Raw genomic sequence first — 18,416 nt, forward strand, 5'->3', positions numbered from 1 at the left:
ATGTGCCCCTCGCCTCGGCGAGAAAAGCTAAAGGGCGGGATTATAGCTTAAAAGCGGCAAAACGCCTCTAGCCGCAAATGGCAGGGAGAAACAAGAGGCATCATCGGAAAATCTCGATACTGCCATCGCGGTTCTGTCGGTAGACGGTGTAGGGCAGTACCAAAGTATCGAGGACACCCGACAGGGCAAAATCAATGGCAATCCAGGGTACCGAGGCAATCTGCTGGTCTTCCAGGCTTTTCTTGCCGTTGGGTTCGCCATTCAGGGAGCAGAAGTCATACACCACCCCGCTGTAGATACGGGGCACGCTCTCGCAGTGGCTGCGCAGGTCCTTGAGTTTCTGGCTGGCTACTGCGTCTTCGCGAAACACCGTGTCGAGGGTGCCGCAGGCGGTGGTCGAAAGGACAATGGCGGCAAGCAGCAGAATATTTGTAGGATTCACGGGCAACCCTCTTTGGCATGGGGCGGACAGCCTAACCCAAGATGGCGTAAGACGAATATGCCGGCATTTTGCGGGAATATTCGTCGGAAACGCCACGCAGAATCGTTAAACTCGCGCCCTTTTTTCCGCGCCCGCGCTGCGCGTCATAGAAGTTGGTTCGCTCATGAAAGTTGTTGCTCCCACCTGTTTTGCGATGTTGCTCCCCAGCCTGCTGGGCCTGCAGCAAACGGCCCTGGCCGAAGAGGCCCCACTGATTCTCGACCCCAGTGTGGTGACGGGCTCGCGTAGTGCCAGCCGCAGTTTCGACCTGCCCTACTCGGTGGACAGCATCAGCCGTGAGCAGATCAGCGACGGCCAGCTGGGCATCAATGCCTCGGAAGCCCTGTCCCGCGTGCCGGGGCTGGTGGTGCAGAACCGCCAGAACTATGCCCAGGACCTGCAGATTTCCTCCCGTGGTTTTGGCGCGCGCTCGGCGTTTGGCGTACGCGGGATCAAGCTGATTGCCGATGGCATCCCCGCCAGCACCCCGGATGGCCAGGGCCAGGCCGCCACCTTCAACCTCGACACCGCCGACCGCATCGAAGTCCTGCGCGGCCCGGCAGCCACCCTGTATGGCAGCAACGCCGGCGGGGTGATCCAGATGTTCTCGCGCAACGGCGAAGGCCCACCCCGTATCGGCGCCGAAACCCTGGTCGGCAGCGATGGCCTGAACAAGCATCACCTCAGCGCCGAGGGCGCGGTGCAGGGCGCCGGTTTTGTCCTCGATGCCTCACGCATGGACACCGACGGCTACCGCGACCACAGCAGCGCCCGCCGCGACCAGACCTTCGCCAAGCTCAACCTCGAGCCCGATGACGACAGCAAGCTGGCCCTGATCTACAGCAGCCTGGAGCAGAACGGCACCCAGGACCCGCTGGGGCAGACCTGGGCAGGCTACAAGGCCGACCCGCGCTCGGTGAGCAGCAATGCCCTGGCGTACAACACACGCAAGAGCATTGATCACCAACAGGTAGGGATGAATTACGAGCGGTACATTGGCGATGCGACATTGCAGGTGAATGCCTACACCGGGCGCAGGAGTGTGATTCAGTATTTGTCGATTCCCAAGGGTGTTCCGAGCAACGAACGCGGCGGCGGCGTCGTGCAATTCGACCGCAAGTTCTACGGCGGCGGCGTGCGCTGGATGCAGCCCATCGACAGCGTGCCGGGCGAATTGATGATCATCACCGGCCTGGACTTCGACCAGAGCGAAGATAGCCGTCACGGCTACCAGAACTACAGCGGCAACACCCTCGGCGTGAAAGGCGAATTGCGCCGCAATGAAATCGACACCGCCCGCAGCCTCGACCCGTACATCCAGGCCAACTGGGCCATCGACCGCTGGACCCTGCAAGCCGGGCTGCGCCACAGCACCATGGAAATGGACGTCGATGACCAGTTCCTGAGCAATGGCGATGCCAGTGGCAACAAGACCTACCAGAAGAACACGCCGTCGATGAGCGTGATGTACGCGTTTACCCCTGAGCTGCACGGCTATGTCAGCGCTGGCAAGGGCTTCGAAACGCCGACCCAGGCCGAAATGGCCTACGCCCCGGGCGCCATCGAAGGTTTCAACTTTGGCCTGAAGCCGTCAGAAAGCACTCAATATGAAGTGGGTTTGAAGGCGCAGGTGAACAACAGCACGCGGGTCAATGCCGCTGTGTTCCAGATCACCACCGAGGATGAGCTGGTAGTCGCACAGTCCAATGGCGGACGCACCAGCTACCAAAACGCCGGCCGCACCCTGCGCCGTGGCTTTGAGCTGGGTATCGAAAGCCAACTGAGCGAACAGTGGAGCGCCAACCTCGCCTACACCCGCCTGCAAGCCACCTACGACAGCAACTTCAGCAACAGCGGCAAAACCGTGGAGAAGGGCAACTACCTACCCGGCGTCCCACAGACCACGCTCTTTGCCGAACTGAACTGGAAACCACGGGACTGGGTCAGCACCGCCGTCGAAGGCATGTACCGCAGCAAGATCTATGTCGAAGACACCAACCAGAAGCATGCTGCTCCGGCTTACAGCGTTTTCAACTGGCGTGCACGCTTTGAACAGAAAGTCGAACACTGGACCTTTCACCAGACCCTGCGCCTGGACAACCTGCTGGATCGCCAGTACATCGGTTCGGTGATTGTCGGCGATGGCAACGATCGTTATTACGAAGCCGCGCCCGGCAGGTCGTGGTATGCGGGCGCAGGAGCCCAGTACAGCTTTTGAGTGATAAAAACCAATGGGCAAATAACATTGCCCATTTGGCTCCCACATTAATAACAGAAACTTCCTATAACCCGCCCCCTACACTTTGAAAAGTACCCACCAAAATTACAAAGAACCACAAACAAAAATACCCACTCAACTTTTAAGCAATCATCCATCAGCTTTTAATTGCCACTCCCCATTGGTTCCGTAAACCAGCTCATGATCTATGGGCTCTCGATAGGGATCACCGAAGTTCACATAACCGCCATCACCTTTGCCATTAGAGGCGGTTGGCTGCCATTCCTGGGTATCGGCGTTAAAAAATTCGGCATCATCACCAGCGGTTGTGTCCTTTGGATTGCGCACACCCGACTGCACTTTATCTATTGGGCTTGTTGGATTCACCGGATCTATCGGCTTATTTTTACCGGCCAGATCACTGTAAAAAGAAAACGGATGAAAGCCTGTTATCGAAGTCATTTGCACACCCCCGGAATTAACATTTCGACCACTCAATAAACATCTATGTAAGATATTCCTATCAAGCGTCGATACAACCTATTAACCCCAACAAACAATGTCCAGAGCACTACTTAATCAAAATATTAAGTAATGCCCCTTGCCTTCGAAAACACTGTGATTTCCCAGACCTGAAGAAATCGCTACGACTTATGACGGCCTAACGCGGATCACCCAACTAACTCGCTCACCTTGGGCAAGCGCTGATCAATCACACGATACAAAGCACTATCAGCCGGCCAGTTGCGCATAAACCGCGCACGGTCCTTGGCAAACGCCGGTGCGAAGCTGCTCAGCGAGCCATGCTGACACATCGAATCCAGATCAATCAGCACCCAACGCCCTCCTTGCCAGAACAGGTTGCGCCCCTTGAAGTCGCCATGGCTGATCCGCTCGCGAATCAGCTCGCCAAACAGGCGATCCAGGGCCAATAGCTCAGGCTCGGGCACCTCGCCGCTGTCCACGTAAGGGGCCAGGTGTTCGATCAGGTCGGGCCCGGACAGGTGCTCGGTGACCAGATAAGCCCGGCTGCGCAGCCAGAAAAAGCGTCGCTCCAGAAGCGCCAGGGGCTTGGGCGTGGCAATCCCCAGGAATGTCAGGCGGTTGCCTTCGCTCCAGGCGTGCCAGGCGCGGCTGGGCCTCCAGAAGCGCCTGAGCCAGTGCATAAAACCCTTGATGTTGTAGCGCTTGATCACCAGCGCTCGACCCGCAGCATCAACCCCGGCCACCGTGGCCGAGGCGCCGGCCTTGTACATTTGGCCCTGGTCGACAAGCCTATCGACGTTTGCCAGTACCGGCAGCAGGGTAGCTTCTTCTTCACGCCGGATGGCGCGCAGCCCAAAGGCCCCGCGCACTACGCTGAACAAGGTGCACTCACGGCCAATCTTGCCCATGAAGTCTTTCAGGCGCCAGGCGCGCACTTTGCGCACCTGTTTTTGCAAGGCTTCCAGGGGCAACGCGTGCTCGCCGTTGCTTAACAGGTAGTGCACCAGTAATTCTTCGGTAAACGGTTCGAGGTCGCTCGGTAACTGGGCAAAAAACACCCCGAGGTTTTCCAGCACCCGGTTACGTGACAGGGGTTTACCCGCCTGTTCGACGCAGATCCCCCCCCCGTCGATCAAATACAGCTTGTCAGCCTGACGCATCAAGTTGTCCAGGTGCAGATCTTCCTGCCACAAACCCTTGGCGTGCATCTGGGCAATCGCACCCAGCGCTTCGGCCAGTACCGCCTGTTGCTCATCGGCCAAGGGCGGCAAGGCTTCGACTGCCGCCCAGGCGTCGGCCAGGCTTTGGGCCCCTTCCAGAAACTCGAACAGCAGCCAGCCACCCTCACCGTCTTGCAGGCCGTCGGCGAGCAACAGCGGGGTAGTGAGGCCTTGCTCGGCGAGCAGGCGCACGCCCTGGAGTTCGCGCTGGAAATGTCGCGCGGCGTTGCTACCCACCAGCAACTTGGCCAGCACCGGCCGGCCACGCCAGATGGCCGCGCCCACATAACGCTGGCCGGGCAACACCCGCAACAGGCTCAGCAGTTGCAACTGCCCAGGGCCCGCTGCATCCGCCAACTCAATACTCAAGGGCAACGTGGGCGTACGCCCGGCGTTTTTGAGCTCAGACAACCGCATCAGCGGGCCTCCTTGTGACTGCGCCGCCCCGCCAGGTACTGCGCCCAGGTATCCACCAGCGAACTGTCCTCCGGCTGGTCGAGGTAGGCCGCCAGGAATTGCCGCACCTGCGCTGCCGTCCATGCGCCAGCACGGCGCAGCAATGGCTCAAGGTCTTTGACCCGATCACGCCGGCCCAGCAACAGCGGCCGGGTTTTTTCCAGGTCGATCAACTGCGCCGCGTAACCGTCGCCGGTGGCCTGCAGGAAGATATGTTTAGGGTAAAAACAGCCATGCACCTGGCCGACGCCATGGAGCTTGCGCGCCAATTGGCCGCAAGCCACGAGGATCGCGTGGTGCTGGGCGGCACTCAGGGCCGGCCACTGCTCAAGCAATGAGTCCAGGTCATTCCAGCCATCCAACGCGCGGGTCAGCAGCAAGGCGCGGTATTCGCCGGCAACCTTGCGCTCGCCATAAAAGGCGGCCTGCAAGGCCGGGATCGCCTTCTGCCGATAGCGGCTGATATTGCGAAACTCACGGGCAAAGGTCGGCTCGCCAAAGGGCCGATGCAGGGTGCGCGTCAGGTAGTTGCTCTGGCGCTTGAGGTAAAAGCCACGGCCTTCCAGTTCCAGGCGGAACACACTGCTCCAGCCGCCGCGACTGGTGTTGGGCTCATCCACTGCGTCCAGTTGCCTGGCCCACAGGGCGTCGAAGTCAGCCAGGCCATTGCGCTCCAGCAAGGCCCGGTCTTCAGTTGCCAGGAAGTCATTCATTCGCGTCCCTCGAAAAACTTCAGCACATGGCGAATCCGCTGTTTATCCGACGTATTCAGGTGCTTGCGCCGACAATATTGCATGTAGAAGCGTAGGCGCTGGGTGGCCGACAAGTGGTATTTGGCAACCTTGTCCAGGCACGCCAGGTCCTTGGTGATCCGGTACTTGAGCCAGAACCCGCGCCAGAAGTCGCCGTTGGGGCAGTCGATCAGGTACAGGGTCTGCTGGTCGTCGATCAACAGGTTGCGCCACTTCAAATCGTTGTGGGTAAACCGGTGGTCGTGCATGGTCCGGGTGTATTCGGCGAGCTGGCGGCTGACCTTGTCGACCCATACCGGGTCGGACAATTGCGGATCCTTGCGTTCGGCCAGGGCCGCCAGGTCTTCGGTGCGGGGCAACTCGCGGGTGATCATCGCCCCACGATCATAGGCCAGGCCCTTGCGCTCCAGGCCCCAGGCCACGACTTCGGCCGTGGGAATGCCCCACTTGGCGAAGCGCTTAAGGTTCTGCCATTCGGACTTGACCCGTGGCTTGCCCAGGTAACGCCGCAACCCCTTGCCGGCGCCGGTGTAGCGCTTGACGTAATAGTTGACCCCGCCGCGCTGCACACGAATGACTTCGGACAGCGGATCACGGGTCAGCCGCTCGCCTTGCAGGGCAAACACCGCATCGAGGCTACCAAAATCGTCCACAAGCTCCGAGTAAGCAGGTTCCAGGTTCCAACCCGCCATCAGAGCGCACCTCCGTACCGGACTTTACGGTCATAGAGCTTGCTGGCCTTGCGCTCCAGCCACTGCAGCAGCGCGCCTTCCTCGGCCAGGATCTGGCGCAGGGGTTGCTGGAAGTAGCCTTTGAGGAAGCGCAACTTGTCGCGGCGGGTCAGGCCGATATCCAGAATCGAGAAATACAGGGCCGCCAAATCCTTGTTGCGCCAGCGCTGACTGATGCGCGGGCGCACTTGGGCACGGTGCAGGTCGATCACCGACAGTTTGAAGTCATCGGCCGTCACCGGTTTGTCGGTGTGCAGCAGGAAGTGGCAGATGTAGCAGTCACGATGGTTGACGCCAGCGCGATGCATCATCCCGGTCATGCGGGCCACTTCGGCAATCAGCGCGCGCTTGAGACGCGGCTCGGGTGGCTGCTTGAGCCAGTCCATGCTCAAGTCTTCCAGGCTGATGGTCGGCGCCAACTCTTGGGTGACAATAAAGGAATGCTGGTCGGCCGGGTTGGCGCCGCGCTCGCCGTAGGCCACGGCGGTCATGGTCGGTACGCCCACTTCATGCAGGCGCTGGATTGCCTGCCACTCCTGCCCGGCGCCCAGCACCGGCAGTTTGGCGGTGAACAGGTTCTTGAAAATTTCACCCCAGCCGATGCCACGGTGGATTTTCACAAAGTAGCCGCGTCCATCCACCTCGGTGCGCAAGGTGCGACGGGCTTCCAGTTCACGGTAAACCTCACCCTCCAACAGCTCGACTTCGGCGAACGCATCGCGCCCGGCCCAAAGGCTCTTGAACGGTTCGGCAAGAATCAACTTCATCAGTGTTGCTCCGCCAGAATTACATCCGCAGCGTGCTGCGGCATGCTATAGAGGTCGGCCGTCTCGGCGAAGGCCAGACCATTGCGGCTCCAGGCCGCACGTTGCTGCTGATCACTGAGCATCCCGGCCAGGTACTGGTTGAGCTGGGCCTGCTCGAAAGGCTCGTCCAGCACACGCCCGCAATCAGCTTCGCTGATGTAATGGGCATAACCACACACCGCTGTGACCAGTACCGGCAACCCGGCCACCAGGGCTTCGAGCAGCACGGTCCCGGTGTTTTCGTTGTACGCCGGGTGAATCAACAGGTCGGCGCCCAGCAGGAAACGCGGGATATCACTGCGCCCCTTGAGGAACTGCACATTGTCGCCCAGGCCCAGGGTAGCACTCTGCAATTGGAATACTTTGGGGTCGTCCTGGCCAATTACAAACAGGCGGGTGCGCTTCTTCAGGTCTGGCGGCAGTGCGGCCAGCGCCTTGAGGCTGCGGTCCACGCCCTTGGTCTTGAAGCCCGAACCGATCTGCACCAGCAGCAGATCGTCGTCCGCGAGGTTGAATTCGGCACGGAAGCCGGCGCGGATCTCGGCCGCATTCGGCGGCGCCCGACGGTCCTGGGCGATGCCCGGTGGCAGCAGGTGGAAGCGCGCCAGCGGCGTGTCGTAGTGTTTGATAAACAGCGGCTGCTGGACCTCGGAGATCATCAGCACTTGGGTCTTGGCCTCCTTGGCAAACACCGCGCGCTCGTACTCGGCAAAGTGCCGGTAGCGGCCAAAGCTGCGATACAGCGAATGCCGCAGGTTCTGTGCCTTGTCCTCAAAACAGCCGTCTGCCGCGTAGTACACATCCAGGCCGGGCATTTTGTTGAAGCCGATCAAGCGGTCCACCGGGCGTTTGGCCAGGTCGGCCTGCATCCAGGCGGTCAACTTCTCGTTGCGCCGATGGTTGAAGAACGCCTTGACCGGCGCCACCAGCACTTCAAAACCGGGTGGCACGTCGCCTTCCCAGATCAAGGTGTACACACGAATCTGGTGACCGCGCTGCTGACACTCCAGGGCGATGCGCATGAAGTCGCGCTGCAAGCCACCAAAGGGGAAATATTTGTACAGTACAAATGCCAGTTGCATCAGTGCAGCTCCTCAGCCAATAACAACGTGCTCAGTCGGCTGGCCACACGCTCAGGGTTCAGGCGAGTAAAGCACAGTGGCCACTCGCGCTTGAGATCAAACCGGCGCTGGTCTTCAGCGCTCGGTTGGTAGGTGCATTTCTTTTGCAGGCAGGGCGCGCAGGGGAAATCGCTGCCCAGATGAATCTGCGCCTTGCCATAGGCACCGGTCAGGCCCGGGTTGGTCGGGCCGAACAGGGAGATCGTCGGCACATCCAGCGCAGCGGCCAGGTGCCCGAGGCCGGTATCCACCGCCACACAGGCCCTGGCGCCGGCCAATACCCGCGCCACACCGGCCAGGTTCAGCTTGGGCAAGACTTCGGCATTGGCCAGGCCCTGGGCCAGGCGTTCGGCGCGGGCTTTTTCCGCGGCATTGCCCCACGGCAGTTTCACATCCACTCCCAGGCTGCCCATGCGCTCGGCCAACTCGCGCCAGTAGGCTTCGGGCCAGTGCTTGGTGTCCCAGGTGGTGCCGTGCAGCAGCAGCACAAAAGGCTTCTTCGGCGGCAGGCCGAGCAGTTTCTCAGTGCTCAGGCCGTAATCCCCAAGGCCTTTGGGCAGGTCATAGCCCAGGGCCACGGCGAACAGCTGGCGCAGGCGCTCCACCGCATGCTGGCCACGAGCAACCGCCAGGCGCCGGGAATAGAAGCGCGCAGCAATGGGTTCGCGAGCTGAATCTCTGTCAAAGCCCGCCACCGGCGCCCGCACATAGCGGGTCAGCCAGGCGCTTTTAAGCAGGCCCTGGGCGTCGATTACCAGGTCGTATTTAGTCGACTGGATCTGCTTCTTGAAGCGGCGCCACTCGCCACTCTTGAAGGTCTGCCAGAGGTTCTTGCGCCAGCGGCGAATCGCCACGGGGATCACCTTGTCCACCGCCGGGTGCCAGGTGGGGATTTCGGCGAAGCCTTCTTCCACCACCCAGTCAAAGCGAATCCCCGGGATCGCCCGGGCCGCGTCGGTCAATGCCGGCAAGGCGTGGATCACATCGCCCAGGGATGAGGTCTTGATTACCAGTACCCGCAACTCAATGAACCTCGACCACGTTGCCCTGCAAACGCTGCAAGGCTTCGGCTACCGCATCGGGCAGCAACTGGCGCAGGCAATTGTAGTGGCCGAAACGGCAGGTGCGGTCAAAGCACGGGCTGCAATCGAGGCCCAGGCGCACCACTTCGACCTTGTCGGCCAATGGTGGGGTAAAGCCCGGCGAGGTGGAGCCGTACACCGCCACCAGCGGGCGGTTGAGCGCGGCGGCCACGTGCATCAGGCCGGAGTCGTTGGACACCACCGAGTCGGCGCAGGACAACAGGTCGATGGCCTCGGCCAATGACGTATCGCCACTGAGATTGACCGCTTCTTCGCGCAGGCCGGGGATCAGGCGCTGGCGGATATCCTCGCCCACCGAGTGATCGTTTTTCGAGCCAAACAGCCAGACTTGCCAGCCTTCGCGGATTTTCAGCTCGGCGACCTTGGCGTAATGCTCCGACGGCCAGCGCTTGGACTCGCCAAACTCGGCGCCTGGGCACAGCGCCAGCACCGGCCGATCGAGGCTCAGGCCGAACTTGGCCAGGGCCGCGTCGCGGGTGACCGGGTCGATGAGCAGGCTCGGCCGTGGATACGGCGTCGGCAACTCGGCATTGGGCGCATAGGCCAGGGCCATGAAGCGCTCGATCATCAGCGGGTAGCGGGCCTTATCGAGCTTGCGCACGTCATTGAGCAAGCCATAGCGGAACTCGCCGCGCCAGCCGGTACGCTTGGGGATGCCGGCGAAGAACGGCACCAGGGCCGACTTCATCGAGTTGGGCAGCAGGATCGCCTGGTCGTACTGGCCGGCCAGGGACTTGCCGATCCGCCGCCGGGTCGCCAGCTCCAGCGCGCCATGGCCGAGCGGGAAGCTCAAGGCCTGCCGTACCTCGGGCATGCGTTCCAGGATCGGCCGGCTCCACTCGGGGGCGAGCACGTCGATTTGGCAGTCGGGATGACGCTGTTTCAGGCACTGGAACAGTGTCTGCGCCATTACCATGTCACCGACCCAACTGGGCCCAACGATCAGAATATTCATGTAGTTTCCACAAACGATTCGGGGAGGCTCATGCCTCCCCGCCTCGATAATTACTGTAGGTCACGGTTTGTGTGGGAGCGGGCAGGCCCGCGATAGCATCACCGCGTGCTGTCAGCCAGACCGCAGCGCCTGCATCGCGGGCCAGCCCGCTTCCACCTAAAGCCGGTCTCCACATTCAATTGGGGTCGCCGTAGTGTTTTAGCTTAACCCCAGTTCTTGCCAGATCCGTTTCACCTGCCGCCGTTCGTCGGCAAACTGATCCCCGGCCACCACACCCGCCTCGTTCTGCAAGGCCTGGCGATGGGCTGCCGAGCGGTAGGCCTTATACACCTCGCGCAACAGGTGGGCATCGGCGGCGGGCATCAGCCCGACCTGCTCCAAGCCTTCCAGGATGCGGATATTGTCGGTATAGCGCAGCAGCAATGGATGTTGCGCAGACCACGCCAAAGCGGCGTATTGCACCATAAATTCAATATCGACGATACCTCCTGCGTCCTGCTTGAGATCGAACAGCGCCGTGGGCTCGAAGGCATTCGCCGCGGTGCCGGCTGCGGTCGACTTAGTGCCCAGGTTGTCACGCATCTTGGCGCGCATCTCGCTGACCTCCTGGCGCAGCTTCGCCAGGTCCTGCGTGCGCCCCAGTACCCGCGCCCGTACGGCCTCAAACGCCCGGCCCACGTCCTGGCTGCCGACCAGCACCCGCGCGCGCACCAGGGCTTGATGCTCCCAGGTCCAGGCCTCGTTTTCCTGATAACGGGCAAATGCCCCCAGGGAGCTGACCAGCAGGCCGGATGCGCCAGAAGGTCGCAGGCGCATATCCACTTCGTACAATTGCCCAGAGTTGGTCTGGGTGGTCAGCAGGTGAATGATGCGCTGGCCCAGGCGGGTAAAGAACTGCGCGCCATCAATCGGCTTGGCGCCGTCGGTTTCGGCCTGGGGGTCACCGTCGTGGATAAACACCAGGTCCAGGTCCGAGCCATGTCCCAGTTCGATACCGCCGACCTTGCCATAACCGACGATGATAAATCCGGGGTCGCACAAGGTACCGTCCAGGCGTTGCGGCGTACCGTGGCGGGCCACGGTCTGGCGCCAGGCCAGGGCCAACACCTGCTCCAGAATCGCCTCGGCGAGCCAGGTCAGGTAGTCGCTGACCTTCATCAGCGGCAGGCTGCCAGCGATTTCCGAGGCCGCGACCCGCAACCGGTGCGCCAGCTTGAAGTGGCGCAGGGCTTCCATTTGCTGCTCAAGGTCATCCTCAGGGATGCGTGTGAGGCGCTCGCGCAGTTCGGCGGCCAGTTCCGGCGCCAAGGGCGGCTTGAACAGGCGGCCTTCGTTAAGCAATTCGTCCAGCAGCAGCGGGAAGCGGGTGATCTGCTCGGCAATCCACGGGCTGGCGGCGCACAGGGTCAACAACCGACGCAAGGCGTCAGGGTTTTCCGTCAACAGCACCAGATAAGCAGAACGCCGCGCGACGGCCTCTACCAACGGCAGCACACGCTCCAGCACCAGGTCCGGGTTGGCATGTTCGACAGCCTGGGCCAGCAGGCGCGGGATAAACGCATCCAGGCGCTCACGCCCCAGGCGCTGCATCGCGCGCAATTGCGGGCTGCCGCGCAGGCTGGCCAAGGCTTTCAGGGCCTTAGGCGCGTCGGCAAAGCCGCCTTCGGCCAATTGGCGACAGGCGGCCTCCTCATTTTGGGATTCTTCCCACAAGGGCAGCCACTCGCCACCCACCACCAATTCGCTTTCCACCCCCTCCTCTTCGTCCGGATCGGCAATCACCTGGCGGAAATGCCAGTCCACCCGGCCACGCCAGTACATCAACTGTTCATGGAACGCCGTCCAGTTGGCAAAACCCAACATAAAGGCAATGCGCGCCTGGTCCTCGTCCGTGTTGGGCAGCATTTGCGTCTGGCGATCGGCAATGGCCTGGATCGCATGCTCGGTGTAGCGCAGGAACTCATAGCCGGCACGCAACTCGGCAATCACCGCCGGCGGCAGGTAGCCCTGGCCTTCCAGGGTGCCCAGCACCTTCAGCAGCGGCCGTTGTTGCAGGCTGAGGTCGCGGCCACCGTGAATCAGCTGGAACGCCTGGGCGATAAACTCCACTTCGCGGATGCCGCCAGCCCCCAGCTTGATGTTGTCGGCCATGCCCTTGCGCCGCACTTCCTGCTGGATCAACTGCTTCATGGTGCGCAGCGCTTCGATCGCAGAAAAGTCCAGGTAACGCCGATAGACAAACGGGCGCAGCAGGTCGAGCAGTTGCGCGCCGGCCACCTGGTCGCCGGCCACCACTCGCGCCTTGATCATCGCGTAGCGTTCCCAGTCGCGGCCCTGGTCCTGGTAGTACTGCTCCAATGCGTTGAAGCTCAACACCAGCGCCCCGGCGGAGCCGTAGGGCCGCAGGCGCATATCGACCCGGAACACAAAGCCGTCGACAGTCATCGGGTCCAGGGCCTTGATCAGCTTCTGGCCCAGACGGATAAAGAACTCCTGGTTGTCGAGGGCCCGCTTGGCGCCCACGGTCTCGCCGCCTTCGGGGTAGGCGAAGATCAGGTCGATGTCCGACGACAGGTTCAGTTCCACCGCACCCAGCTTGCCCATGCCGAGGATGACCATCTGCTGCGGCTCGCCGCTGCGCCCGCCGATGGGGGTGCCGAATTGCGCGCAGTGGCGCTGGTACAGCCACTGGTAAGCCTGGTCGATGCTGGCGTCGGCCATGTCCGACAGGTCGCGGCAGGTCTGTACCAGGTCCGCCTGTCGGGTCAGGTCGCGCCAGATGATCCGCACTTGCTGGCGGGTGCGCTGGCGACGCAGCACACGCCCCAGCTCATCTTCTGTTTCAGCCTGTTGCACGGCTGCGGCAATCTGCCCACACAGCTCATCAGGCGCAAAGCCGCGGTCCAGCTCGCCCCAGGCCACCAGCTCAAGCAACATCAAAGGGTCACGAACACTCTGTTCAATCACAAAATCGCTGGCGGCACACACCCGGGCGAAGTCGGCCCAACGTTGCGGCGTCCACGCAGACAGGCCATGATCGGCATCCAGCATGGCCGCCGCGTCACGAAATGACTGCTCGGCCCGGTTGGCAAATGGCAACAGAACGGCTGGGAGTTCAACCAGCGTTGGAAGGCTCATGGTCTATCCTTGATCGGCGCGTGAATGGCGAGTGGCTGTGAACGCAAGAACCACGCTCGATGAAGGACTGTCGAACAAAAGTTAGAAATAGCTGAAAAATCATTAATTTTGGCAGGCAACATTAAACTTCTACCTTTTCTTGTTCGCAAAAGATCAACAATAACGATTATGCTCACCAGCCAGACCGAGCAACCACCTCGGTCTTGTGTAGTTTTACTACTCGTATATACATTCGAAAGGCTGAAATGGCCGACGATTTGTAGTAAAACTACAGGACGCCGAAGCAACCTTCGGCCATCCAAGAATTTATGTCGTCTGCCCACAAGGCCAGTCGCAAACTTCAGGCAACCGATTCTGGTAGCCTTTCCGCCCTGGAGCAAGCCATGCAAGACCTCGATCCCGTCGAAACCCAGGAATGGCTGGACGCCCTGGAATCGGTTCTCGACAAAGAAGGCGAAGACCGTGCTCACTACCTGATGACCCGTATGGGCGAACTCGCGACCCGCAGCGGCTCGCAACTGCCCTACGCCATCACCACGCCATACCGCAACACCATCCCCGTTACCCACGAAGCACGCATGCCTGGCGACCTGTTCATGGAACGCCGCATTCGCTCGCTGGTACGCTGGAACGCGATGGCGATGGTTATGCGCACGAACTTGAAAGACTCTGACCTGGGCGGTCACATCTCCAGCTTCGCTTCCAGCGCAACCCTGTATGACATTGGCTTCAACTACTTCTTCCAGGCCCCGACCGAAGAACACGGCGGCGACCTGATCTACTTCCAGGGTCACACCTCGCCAGGCGTCTACGCCCGTGCGTTCATGGAAGGTCGCATCACCGAAGACCAGATGAACAACTTCCGCCAGGAAGTCGACGGTGGCGGCCTGTCGTCGTACCCGCACCCTTGGCTGATGCCTGACTTCTGGCAGTTCCCGACCGTATCCATGGGTCTGGGCCCGATCCAGGCGATCTACCAGGCACGTTTCATGAAGTACCTGGAAGCCCGTGGCTTCATCCCCGAAGGCAAGCAGAAGGTCTGGTGTTTCCTGGGCGACGGCGAGTGCGACGAGCCGGAATCCCTGGGCGCCATCTCCCTGGCCGGCCGCGAGAAGCTGGACAACCTGATCTTCGTCATCAACTGCAACCTGCAGCGCCTCGACGGCCCGGTTCGCGGCAACGGCAAGATCATTCAGGAACTCGAAGGCGTGTTCCGCGGTGCCCAGTGGAACGTAACCAAAGTCATCTGGGGCCGTTTCTGGGACCCACTGCTGGCCAAGGACGTCGACGGTATCCTGCAACGCCGCATGGACGAAGTCATCGACGGCGAGTACCAGAACTACAAAGCCAAAGACGGCGCGTTCGTACGTGAACACTTCTTCAACACGCCTGAACTCAAGGCGATGGTTGCCGACCTGTCCGACGACGAGATCTGGAAACTCAACCGTGGCGGCCACGACCCGTACAAGGTCTACGCGGCGTACCACGAAGCGGTCAACCACAAAGAACAACCGACCGTCATCCTGGCCAAGACCATCAAGGGTTATGGCACCGGTGCCGGCGAAGCGAAGAACACCGCCCACAACACCAAGAAAGTCGATGTCGACAGCCTGAAGTTGTTCCGCGACCGCTTCGACATTCCGGTCAAGGACGAAGAGCTGGAGAACCTGCCGTTCTTCAAGCCCGAGCCAAACAGCGCCGAAGCCCGCTACCTCAGCGAGCGTCGCACTGCACTGGGCGGTTTCGTGCCACAGCGCCGCGCACAGAGCTTCAGCGTACCGACGCCGGACCTCAGCACCCTCAAGGCAATCCTTGACGGTTCGGGCGACCGTGAAATCTCCACCACCATGGCCTTCGTGCGGATCCTCGCGCAACTGGTCAAGGACAAGGAAATCGGCCCGCGCATCGTCCCTATCATCCCGGACGAAGCCCGTACCTTCGGTATGGAAGGCATGTTCCGCCAGTTGGGCATCTACTCCTCCGTCGGCCAGCTCTACGAGCCAGTCGATAAAGACCAGGTGATGTTCTACAAGGAAGACAAGAAGGGCCAGATCCTCGAAGAAGGCATCAACGAAGCGGGCGCCATGAGCTCCTTCATCGCTGCCGGTACTTCGTACTCCAGTCACAACCAGCCGATGCTGCCGTTCTACATCTTCTACTCGATGTTCGGCTTCCAGCGTATTGGCGACCTGGCTTGGGCAGCAGGCGACAGCCGTACCCGTGGTTTCCTGATCGGCGGTACCGCCGGGCGCACCACGCTGAACGGCGAAGGCCTGCAACACGAAGACGGTCACAGCCACATCCTGGCTGCCACCATCCCGAACTGCCGCACCTTTGATCCAACCTACGGCTACGAGCTGGCGGTGATCATCCAGGACGGCATGAAGAAGATGACCGAAGAGCAGCAGGACGTTTTCTACTACATCACCGTGATGAACGAGTCCTACCAGCAACCTGCCATGCCGGCCGGTGTTGAAGAAGGCATCATCAAGGGCATGTACCTGCTCGAAGAAGACACCAAGGAAGCGGCACACCACGTGCAACTGATGGGCTCCGGCACCATCCTGCGCGAAGTGCGTGAAGCGGCGAAGATCCTGCGTGAAGAGTTCAACGTCGGCGCTGATGTGTGGAGCGTTACCAGCTTCAATGAACTGCGTCGCGACGGCCTGGCCGTAGAGCGCAGCAACCGCCTGCACCCAGGCCAGAAGCCTGCGCTGAGCTACGTCGAAGAGTGCCTGGCTGGCCGTAAGGGGCCGGTTATCGCCTCTACCGACTACATGAAACTGTTTGCTGAACAAATTCGCCAGTGGGTCCCGTCCAAGGAATTCAAAGTCCTGGGCACCGATGGTTTCGGCCGCAGTGACAGCCGCAAGAAGCTGCGTCACTTCTTCGAAGTCGACCGTCACTTTGTGGTGTTGGCAGCCCTGGAAGCCTTGGCTGACCGTGGTGAGATCGAACCCAAGGTGGTGGCTGACGCCATCGTCAAGTTCGGGATCAACCCGGAAAAACGCAACCCACTGGACTGCTGAGGAGACTTTTTGTGAGCGAACTCATTCGCGTACCTGACATCGGCAGCGGTGAAGGTGAAGTAATCGAGCTGTTTGTAAAGGTCGGCGACACCGTCGAAGCCGACCAGAGCATCCTGACCCTGGAGTCGGACAAGGCGAGCATGGAAATCCCTGCTCCCAAGGCCGGCGTGGTCAAGAGCCTGAAAGTGAAGCTGGGCGACCGCCTGAAAGAAGGCGACGAACTGCTGGAGCTGGAAATCGAAGGTGCCGCTGATGCGGCCCCGGCGGCGGCGCCTGCTGCCGCTGCTGCACCGGCACCAGCCGCCGAAAAACCTGCTGCTGCCGAGGCGCCTGCTGCCCCGGCCGCAGCTCCGGCCGCTGCCACTGTCCAGGACATTCACGTCCCGGACATCGGCTCGTCGGGCAAGGCCAAGATCATCGAGCTGCTGGTCAAAGTCGGCGACACCGTCGAAGCCGACCAGTCGCTGATCACCCTGGAGTCCGACAAGGCCTCCATGGAAATCCCATCGCCGGCTGCCGGCGTAGTGGAAAGCATCGCGGTCAAGCTCGAAGACGAAGTCGGCACTGGTGACTTCATCCTCAAGCTGAAAGTACAAGGCGCTGCGCCTGCTGCTGCTCCGGCGCCTGCCGCTGCCGCTGCTGCTCCGGCCGCCAAGACTGAAGCTGCACCGGCTGCCGCCGCCCCGGCTCCTGCGGCAAAAGCCGAGGCCGCACCGGCCCCGGCGGCTGCCCCTGCGCCAAGTGGTGCCAAGGCTCACGCCGGCCCTGCCGTGCGTCAACTGGCCCGTGAATTCGGCGTCGAGCTGAGCGCTGTCAGCCCTACCGGCCCACATGGTCGCGTGCTCAAGGAAGACGTGCAGGTCTACGTCAAGTCCATGATGCAAAAAGCCAAGGAAGCTCCGGCTGCCGGTGCTGCTACCGGTGGCTCGGGCATACCGCCGATCCGCACCGTAGACTTCAGCCGCTTCGGCGAAATCGAAGAAGTGCCGATGACGCGCCTGATGCAAATCGGCGCAGCCGGTCTGCACGCCAGCTGGCTGAACATTCCGCATGTGACTCAGTTCGACCAGGCCGACATCACCGACCTGGAAGCTTTCCGCGTTGCGCAGAAAGCTGTGGCCGAGAAGGCTGGCGTCAAGCTGACCGTGCTGCCACTGCTGCTCAAGGCCTGCGCGCACCTGCTCAAGGAGCTGCCGGACTTCAACAGTTCGCTGGCACCAAGCGGCAAGGCGATCATTCGCAAGAAATACGTGCACATCGGCTTCGCCGTCGACACCCCGGATGGCCTGCTGGTACCGGTCATCAAGAACGTCGACCAGAAGAGCCTGCTGCAACTGGCTGCCGAAGCGGCTGCACTGGCTGCCAAGGCCCGCGACAAGAAGCTGACTCCGGACGACATGCAAGGTGCCTGCTTCACCATCTCCAGCCTCGGGCACATTGGCGGCACTGGCTTCACGCCAATCGTCAACGCGCCGGAAGTGGCGATCCTCGGTGTTTCCAAGGCCACTATCCAGCCTGTGTGGGACGGCAAGGCCTTCCAGCCGAAGCTGATGCTGCCACTGTCGCTGTCCTACGATCACCGCGTGATCAATGGCGCGGCCGCTGCACGCTTCACCCAGCGCCTGAGCCAGTTGCTGAACGACATCCGCACCATCCTGCTGTAAACGGCAGCGGCCTCCCCTTCACCGGGGAGGCCTGGCTGCAACGATTTCCGAGCGCCACGCTCGTACCTCAACCCCGCCAACTTGGCGGGGCTTTTTTTGCCCGCCTCAATTGCCCAGGCGCCTACAAAGACCACGCAGGATAACCGTCCATCATTGCGACTGTAGAAATCCGCTGCACGGCCGATAACCCACTTATAGCACTTAGCCTTCATCCTCTCTTGTCAGTCCGTGCTGCATGATGCAACCTTGCCGCAGA

Annotated in this window: 13 protein-coding genes; 3 read left to right on the forward strand and 10 right to left on the reverse strand. The window is 61.3% G+C overall.

Features of this window, described 5'->3' with window-relative positions; all coding sequences use genetic code 11:
* Positions 1 to 100 precede the first annotated feature (100 nt).
* Positions 101 to 442 carry a YceK/YidQ family lipoprotein gene (locus JFT44_RS06415; RefSeq protein WP_057437310.1) on the reverse strand — a complete coding sequence of 114 codons (342 nt, stop codon included), beginning with the start codon at positions 440 to 442 and terminating at the stop codon, positions 101 to 103.
* Between the two features lie 163 nt (positions 443 to 605).
* Here JFT44_RS06415 and JFT44_RS06420 point away from each other — a divergent pair, with 163 nt between their 5' ends.
* A complete protein-coding gene (locus JFT44_RS06420; RefSeq protein WP_198830448.1) occupies positions 606 to 2,699 on the forward strand; it encodes a TonB-dependent receptor in 2,094 nt (697 codons plus the stop codon).
* A 150-nt stretch (positions 2,700 to 2,849) separates the two neighbouring features.
* On the opposite strand, the gene JFT44_RS06425 is transcribed toward JFT44_RS06420, so the two are convergent.
* The 9 genes from JFT44_RS06425 to glnE form a co-directional block, all read right to left on the reverse strand.
* Complete coding sequence (locus JFT44_RS06425) at positions 2,850 to 3,161, reverse strand: hypothetical protein (RefSeq protein WP_128593001.1); 312 nt, start codon at positions 3,159 to 3,161, stop codon at positions 2,850 to 2,852.
* A 209-nt stretch (positions 3,162 to 3,370) separates the two neighbouring features.
* Positions 3,371 to 4,822 (reverse strand): lipopolysaccharide kinase InaA family protein, encoded by a 1,452-nt coding sequence (locus JFT44_RS06430; protein ID WP_057958121.1) that lies wholly within the window; start codon positions 4,820 to 4,822, stop codon positions 3,371 to 3,373.
* Positions 4,822 to 5,574: a lipopolysaccharide kinase InaA family protein gene (locus JFT44_RS06435; RefSeq protein WP_057437306.1), complete on the reverse strand. Its 753-nt coding sequence runs from the start codon at positions 5,572 to 5,574 to the stop codon at positions 4,822 to 4,824. Before JFT44_RS06435 ends, JFT44_RS06430 begins: the two co-directional genes overlap by 1 nt.
* Complete coding sequence (locus JFT44_RS06440; protein WP_057958119.1) at positions 5,571 to 6,305, reverse strand: lipopolysaccharide kinase InaA family protein; 735 nt, start codon at positions 6,303 to 6,305, stop codon at positions 5,571 to 5,573. The genes JFT44_RS06435 and JFT44_RS06440 overlap by 4 nt, the downstream gene beginning before the upstream one ends.
* A complete protein-coding gene (gene rfaP / locus JFT44_RS06445; protein WP_057958118.1) occupies positions 6,305 to 7,111 on the reverse strand; it encodes a lipopolysaccharide core heptose(I) kinase RfaP in 807 nt (268 codons plus the stop codon). Before rfaP ends, JFT44_RS06440 begins: the two co-directional genes overlap by 1 nt.
* Positions 7,111 to 8,232, reverse strand: coding sequence for a glycosyltransferase family 4 protein (locus JFT44_RS06450; protein ID WP_115127231.1), 1,122 nt, complete (start codon positions 8,230 to 8,232; stop codon positions 7,111 to 7,113). The genes rfaP and JFT44_RS06450 overlap by 1 nt, the downstream gene beginning before the upstream one ends.
* Positions 8,232 to 9,293, reverse strand: coding sequence for a lipopolysaccharide heptosyltransferase I (gene waaC, locus JFT44_RS06455; protein WP_057437702.1), 1,062 nt, complete (start codon positions 9,291 to 9,293; stop codon positions 8,232 to 8,234). The genes JFT44_RS06450 and waaC overlap by 1 nt, the downstream gene beginning before the upstream one ends.
* 1 nt (position 9,294) lies before the next feature.
* Complete coding sequence (gene waaF, locus JFT44_RS06460) at positions 9,295 to 10,329, reverse strand: lipopolysaccharide heptosyltransferase II (protein ID WP_115127229.1); 1,035 nt, start codon at positions 10,327 to 10,329, stop codon at positions 9,295 to 9,297.
* 198 nt (positions 10,330 to 10,527) lie between these two features.
* Positions 10,528 to 13,467: a bifunctional [glutamate--ammonia ligase]-adenylyl-L-tyrosine phosphorylase/[glutamate--ammonia-ligase] adenylyltransferase gene (gene glnE, locus JFT44_RS06465; RefSeq protein WP_057958115.1), complete on the reverse strand. Its 2,940-nt coding sequence runs from the start codon at positions 13,465 to 13,467 to the stop codon at positions 10,528 to 10,530.
* 383 nt (positions 13,468 to 13,850) lie between these two features.
* Between glnE and aceE the strand changes: the two genes are divergently transcribed.
* Positions 13,851 to 16,496, forward strand: coding sequence for a pyruvate dehydrogenase (acetyl-transferring), homodimeric type (aceE, locus tag JFT44_RS06470; protein WP_057958114.1), 2,646 nt, complete (start codon positions 13,851 to 13,853; stop codon positions 16,494 to 16,496).
* A gap of 11 nt (positions 16,497 to 16,507) precedes the next feature.
* Positions 16,508 to 18,160, forward strand: a complete 1,653-nt coding sequence (aceF, locus tag JFT44_RS06475) for a dihydrolipoyllysine-residue acetyltransferase (RefSeq protein WP_198830449.1) — start codon at positions 16,508 to 16,510, stop codon at positions 18,158 to 18,160.
* The last annotated feature ends 256 nt before the right edge of the window (positions 18,161 to 18,416 follow it).

It is taken from the genome of Pseudomonas sp. MF5691, from assembly GCF_016405645.1.
Taxonomy (GTDB): domain Bacteria; phylum Pseudomonadota; class Gammaproteobacteria; order Pseudomonadales; family Pseudomonadaceae; genus Aquipseudomonas; species Aquipseudomonas shahriarae.

Coding starts and splice junctions, on each gene's coding strand:
- rfaP (WP_057958118.1), bottom strand. CDS start 7,111: ATGAAGTTGATTCTTGCCGAACCGTTCAAGAGCCTTTGGGCCGGGCGC.
- JFT44_RS06425 (WP_128593001.1), bottom strand. CDS start 3,161: ATGACTTCGATAACAGGCTTTCATCCGTTTTCTTTTTACAGTGATCTG.
- JFT44_RS06450 (WP_115127231.1), bottom strand. CDS start 8,232: ATGCAACTGGCATTTGTACTGTACAAATATTTCCCCTTTGGTGGCTTG.
- glnE (WP_057958115.1), bottom strand. CDS start 13,467: ATGAGCCTTCCAACGCTGGTTGAACTCCCAGCCGTTCTGTTGCCATTT.
- JFT44_RS06435 (WP_057437306.1), bottom strand. CDS start 5,574: ATGAATGACTTCCTGGCAACTGAAGACCGGGCCTTGCTGGAGCGCAAT.
- waaF (WP_115127229.1), bottom strand. CDS start 10,329: ATGAATATTCTGATCGTTGGGCCCAGTTGGGTCGGTGACATGGTAATG.
- JFT44_RS06430 (WP_057958121.1), bottom strand. CDS start 4,822: ATGCGGTTGTCTGAGCTCAAAAACGCCGGGCGTACGCCCACGTTGCCC.
- JFT44_RS06440 (WP_057958119.1), bottom strand. CDS start 6,305: ATGGCGGGTTGGAACCTGGAACCTGCTTACTCGGAGCTTGTGGACGAT.
- JFT44_RS06420 (WP_198830448.1), top strand. CDS start 606: ATGAAAGTTGTTGCTCCCACCTGTTTTGCGATGTTGCTCCCCAGCCTG.
- aceE (WP_057958114.1), top strand. CDS start 13,851: ATGCAAGACCTCGATCCCGTCGAAACCCAGGAATGGCTGGACGCCCTG.